Here is a 5,021-nt window from a genome sequence, read left to right on the forward strand (position 1 = left end):
GCATCAGCATGACTCGCACGGCCAGCACCAAATGGGAATCCCAATTCGGACTCGTTTGTCGCGATCAATCCACTAGCATCTTAAAGATCCCCCATGAATTGGAGGGATTAAGACAAATCCTTGGCGATAAATCAAAAGAAATTAGGCAGTTAGCCCCTGTTTAGGATATATTAACGAAACAATGCTGGCAGCAATCTTTGGTTTGTTTCCAAATCCGTGGAAAACAGCCCGAACGGACGCCAAAGGGCATCATGTCGGATTCTCCCCCAGCCAGCCGGCGTGCCCCTGCGGGTGCAAAGGCCGGAAATAGGCGATCATCCGCCCCTCTGGCGGGGCCCCGGCACCGGCCTGCCATGGTGCGATCCCGTGTAAAACAGCCGGATCCAGCACAATTGCGGCGCCCGGCGGCAGGTGGATTTCAACCCGTTCGCACAGTTCAAAGACCCGCCGCCGGGTCGTGGCATAGACCGCGGTCAGGTCGGCGAAGGGCCGTTGCGATTCGGTCAAAGGGAACAGGACATCGGCAAATGCCGCGCGGATCAGCGCGTGACTGCCGCGCCAGACAACCAGCGGGCTGGCCCCCGGATCGGTCGCGACCAGCGGCAGGCCAAGGATGAAGCCATGCGGTTCGCGCAACTGTCGCTGCCGGTCCGGCCCGATGGGCAACAGCCCGTCGACATGCGCCCCGTCCCGCAGCAGACGATAGCGGAACGCCGCCTTGCCTTCACCGTCGCGCGGACGCGGATAGCCCGGAAACGTGACCGAAAGCTGGGCCTTGTGCAACGCGGGCAGCGGTGCCAGCGCGGTGATCGCGGCCCCCGCCAGCGGAATGCCCGCGATACGGCCATCCGGGCCGTTAGACAGCGCATCGACACCGACGAACCAGGTGCCCTGACAGGCGATCTGATCGGCAGCGGCGCTCAGGACCGCGCACCCCTCGCGATGCGCGGCGCGGGCCCATCGCAGCGTGTCGGGATCGACGGGAAAGCAGGCAAAGCCATCGCGGGCCAACGCCTGCCGCCACCCCGTCATGCGGCCTGTGCTCCGCGCACGGCAGACAACGCGGCATCCAGAACGTCCAGACCGGCCTCGGGCCGGTGGCCCTGTTCCGACAGCACCCGACGCCATTGCCGCGCCCCGGGACGCCCGGCAAACAGCCCCAGCATGTGCCGCGTCACCTGTGCCAGCTTGCCGCCCGACGCAAGATGCGCCGCGATATAGGGTTTCATGCGTTCCGCGATATCTTCGGGCGGTGTCGGCGCGCGATCGTCGCCAAAGATGTCGCGGTCGGCTGCGGCAAGGATATCCCAGGGCTGGTGATAGGCCGCGCGCCCGACCATGACCCCATCCAGCCCGGCGTCAAGAAACCCTCGGGCCTGATCAAGCGTGGTGATGCCGCCGTTCACCGACAGTTGAAGGTGCGGGAACATCCCCCGCATCCGCTGTACGAGGTCGTAATCCAGGGGCGGGATATCGCGGTTTTCCTTCGGGCTGAGGCCTTGCAACCAAGCCTTGCGGGCGTGGATCGTGATCCGGGAACAGCCAATGGCGCCAAGCCGCGACAGGAATTCTGGCAGCACCTCTTCCGGGTCCTGATCGTCGACGCCGATCCGGCATTTCACCGTAACTTCGGTATCGACCGCATCCTGCATCGCCTTGATGCAATCGACGACGGTTTGCGGCAATTTCATCAACACCGCACCGAAGGTACCGGATTGCACCCGGTCCGACGGGCACCCGACGTTCAGGTTGATTTCGTCATAGCCCGCCGCCTGACCCAGCCTGGCCGCCGCGGCCAGTTCCGCGGGGTCCGACCCGCCCAGCTGCAATGCGACCGGGTGTTCTTCGGCGCTGTAGTCCAGCAGGTGCAGCGCGCCACCGCGCACAAGCGCGGGCGCGGTCACCATTTCTGTATAAAGAAGCGTGTGGCGTGACATCAGCCGGTGGAAATACCGGCAATGTCGGTCGGTCCAGTCCATCATAGGGGCACAGGATAATCTAGCGTGTTGATTTATTTGCATTTTTTGTGTATCTTCAAACTGTTGGCGGCGGATGCTGCTACGCTGGAATACGCCCCAATATCCCCGAATTTGCCCCTTTACGACGACTCATTGCACACATAGCGCACACGAAAATGGCCTCCATCACCAAGCTCCCCTCCGGTGCCTACCGGGTCCAGATCAGACGAAAGGGCCGCTACGCGAGCGAGACGTTCCTCCGCCGCGACGACGCCCATCGCTGGGCCCGCCAGGCGGAGACCCGGGTCGATCAGGGACTGGCGCCGAACAAGTCGTCCGTTTCCCGCCTCCAGACCTTTGGCGACCTCATTGATCTTCATATAACCGATATGTGCGAGGTAGGGAAACCGCCGCGTCGCAGCAAGGCCGCCACGCTCACGACGCTCAAGCGCGACCTCGGCAAGGAGAAGATCGGGCACCTCGACCGGCAGAAACTGATCGACTACGGCAAGATGCGCGCGGAGCAAGGTGCGGGCCCGGTCACGCTCGGGATCGACATCGGCGTGATCAAGATGATCATCACCCATGCGGCGGCTGTACACGGCCTCGACATTTCTCCCGAACCCGTTGATCTGGCACGTTTCGCGCTCAAGCGGCTCGGCCTCATCGGCAAGGGCACCGAGCGGGACCGCCGCCCCACCACGGACGAGCTGAACCGCCTCTTCCGTTGCTTCGATGACAACGAACGCCTGACCCTGCCGATGACACGGATCGTGAAGTTCGCGGTGGCCACGGCGATGCGGCTCGATGAGATCTGCCGCGTCGCATGGACCGATCTCGACGTCGACCGCCGGATGCTCATGATCCGCGATAGGAAGGACCCGCGCAACAAGACCGGGAACGACCAGCGGATCCCACTCTTCGCCGCCACGGGGTTCGATGCCTGGGCATTGGTCACCGAACAGGCCAAGGAACTCGGGCACGCAAGGGGCCGGATCTTTCCCTACAACTCGAAATCGGTCGGAACGGCCTTCCGGCGCGCCTGCGTCGAGGTCAGCGTGAAGGACCTGCATTTCCACGATCTACGCCATGAGGGCACAAGCCGCCTGTTCGAAGCCGGCTTCGCGATCGAACAGGTCTCGTTAGTAACCGGCCACAAGGATTGGAAGATGCTGCGCCGCTACACCCATATCCGGCCGGAAACACTTCATCGCCTTCACGACGCGCGCCGCCCCTCCCCGTCCGACAATCTCGCGGCGGAGTGACGAGAGAGTGAGAGGCGTGCCGCCAGATCCCGTGACGGGTTTGGAGGTCGAGAGAGAGGCTTTCGGCCGCCCGTCGCGGAGGTTTTCCCATGAATACCGAAATCATCGATGCCGGACGTGACACCAGCGGCGGCTACAGGGTGGATGTGTCGCGCGGCACGAATGTGGACCGTGTGTCGTCGGAGTGGTTCTCGCGGCCTGATGACGAGCGGTATCTGTCGCTCGACGATCTCTTTGCCTCGGTCAAAGGCCGGGCGGAGCGGAGCCGGACGCGCACGGTGGAGAGTGCAGCGATCCGGGTCGAGGCGCATCGCGACAACCCGGAGAAGCTGGGCCTCGTCCTACCGGGCACGGATGAGCCAGTTGCGCCGACGCATTGGAGCTTCGGCCAGCTCTCGAGCCTCGTCGGTGCGCCCGCGGCCTATCTGCGGCAACTGCCCGCGCCGTTGGCCGGGATCAACTTGCAATACGGGCTGACGAACCATCGGGCCGAGCAGATCAAGACCATGGAGGTCGAGGATGGCCGCGCGGAACTGCGTGCCGTGACAGGCCCCGACTATGGCCGCATCTACGACCATGAACTGGTCTCCGCCGTGCAACGCATCGCGGGCAACGGCACCGGCGACACGCGCTGGAAGGTGCCGGGTGTGCTGGACTGGTCGACGGGCATCTACAATCCGCGGGTGGACGTCACGAAGGAGACGACGACGCTCTACGCCTCCGACCGCGACGTCTTCCTGTTCCTCGTCGATGACCTCAACCCCATTGAGGCGGGGCTGCTGCCCGATGGCTCGCCCGACCTTTATTTCCGTGGGTTCTACTGCTGGAATTCCGAAGTGGGCGCCAAGACGCTCGGCATCGCCAGCTTCTACCTGCGCGCCGTCTGCCAGAACCGCAACCTCTGGGGCGTCGAGGATTTCCAGGAGATCACGATCCGGCACTCGAAATACGCCGCCTCCCGCTTCGCGCATGAGGCCGCGCCTGCGCTAAGCCGCTTCGCCGAGTCCTCGCCCGCGCCATTTATCGACGGCATCCGCGCGGCGCGGGAGAAGATTGTCGCACGGTCGGACGAGGACCGTCAGGATTTCCTGCGCAAGCGCGGATTCTCGAAGGCGGAGACGGGGCGGATCGTCGAGACGGTTCTGGCCGAGGAAGGCCGCCCGCCCGAAAGCGTCTACGACTTCGTGCAGGGGATCACGGCGGTAGCCCGGTCCAAGCCGCAGCAGGATGCGCGGCTGGTGATGGAGGGGAAAGCGAAGGTGTTGTTGGAAAGGGCGCTTTAATCCTCGATATTGGGTGGCGGGCACAAGTGCACCGCCACCTTGGGGCCACAAGGAAAACAAGTCTGGTCCGCGAAGCTTGTACCATCTAATTGTCGTAATGCTGGACAAGGAGCAATCAGAAGCCATGTATATTTCGATCACCTTCCCCGTTGCGGACTTTCGCAACTTGCATCGAGAAAATGCTGGAAGGCTTGACCGGCCTGCTTGGGGGAGGACCGATCCTCAGGCGCAATTCGCCCGTGGCTTTGGAGCTATACATACGCGGACAAAGTCTGGAAATGGATTTTCTGGAGAGAATTACTATGCCGATTGCGACAACCTAATTCGTTATCCGGAGCAAATATTCGTATCACCTTTTGCTGATTTCAATCGCCCAATTCTTGCTTACCCATTCTATCGCCGGTTCTTTTTCGATGGTCAGATGGCTGGCAGATTTGAACTAGTGGATTGAATCCAACATTTGGAACCCTCGATTTCTTGCGGCGATGATGTCGTTGGGGTCTGCCCGCCAAACG

At 62.5% G+C, this 5,021-nt stretch carries 5 protein-coding genes; 3 read left to right on the forward strand and 2 right to left on the reverse strand.

Annotated elements, in window-relative coordinates; all coding sequences use genetic code 11:
* Positions 1-249: 249 nt before the first annotated feature.
* Together VK792_RS19320 and dusA are read right to left on the reverse strand one after the other, a co-directional pair.
* Positions 250-1,032, reverse strand: a complete 783-nt coding sequence (locus VK792_RS19320; RefSeq protein WP_326299539.1) for a hypothetical protein — start codon at positions 1,030-1,032, stop codon at positions 250-252.
* The gene (gene dusA / locus VK792_RS19325; protein ID WP_326299540.1) at positions 1,029-2,021 is read right to left on the reverse strand and encodes a tRNA dihydrouridine(20/20a) synthase DusA; all 993 of its coding nucleotides are present in this window, start codon (positions 2,019-2,021) and stop codon (positions 1,029-1,031) included. Before dusA ends, VK792_RS19320 begins: the two co-directional genes overlap by 4 nt.
* A gap of 113 nt (positions 2,022-2,134) precedes the next feature.
* Between dusA and VK792_RS19330 the strand changes: the two genes are divergently transcribed.
* The 3 genes from VK792_RS19330 (at position 2,135) to VK792_RS19340 (ending at position 4,957) form a co-directional block, all read left to right on the forward strand.
* Positions 2,135-3,223, forward strand: coding sequence for a site-specific integrase (locus VK792_RS19330; RefSeq protein WP_326299542.1), 1,089 nt, complete (start codon positions 2,135-2,137; stop codon positions 3,221-3,223).
* An 89-nt stretch (positions 3,224-3,312) separates the two neighbouring features.
* A complete protein-coding gene (locus tag VK792_RS19335; RefSeq protein WP_326299543.1) occupies positions 3,313-4,506 on the forward strand; it encodes a DUF932 domain-containing protein in 1,194 nt (397 codons plus the stop codon).
* A 97-nt stretch (positions 4,507-4,603) separates the two neighbouring features.
* Positions 4,604-4,957, forward strand: coding sequence for a hypothetical protein (locus VK792_RS19340; protein ID WP_326299544.1), 354 nt, complete (start codon positions 4,604-4,606; stop codon positions 4,955-4,957).
* Positions 4,958-5,021 lie beyond the last annotated feature (64 nt).

Origin of the sequence: Mesobacterium hydrothermale (genome assembly GCF_035818635.1) — a bacterium.
Lineage (GTDB): Bacteria > Pseudomonadota > Alphaproteobacteria > Rhodobacterales > Rhodobacteraceae > Mesobacterium_A > Mesobacterium_A hydrothermale.

Coding starts and splice junctions, on each gene's coding strand:
- VK792_RS19320 (WP_326299539.1), bottom strand. CDS start 1,032: ATGACGGGGTGGCGGCAGGCGTTGGCCCGCGATGGCTTTGCCTGCTTT.
- VK792_RS19335 (WP_326299543.1), top strand. CDS start 3,313: ATGAATACCGAAATCATCGATGCCGGACGTGACACCAGCGGCGGCTAC.
- VK792_RS19330 (WP_326299542.1), top strand. CDS start 2,135: ATGGCCTCCATCACCAAGCTCCCCTCCGGTGCCTACCGGGTCCAGATC.
- VK792_RS19340 (WP_326299544.1), top strand. CDS start 4,604: ATGCTGGACAAGGAGCAATCAGAAGCCATGTATATTTCGATCACCTTC.
- dusA (WP_326299540.1), bottom strand. CDS start 2,021: ATGCAAATAAATCAACACGCTAGATTATCCTGTGCCCCTATGATGGAC.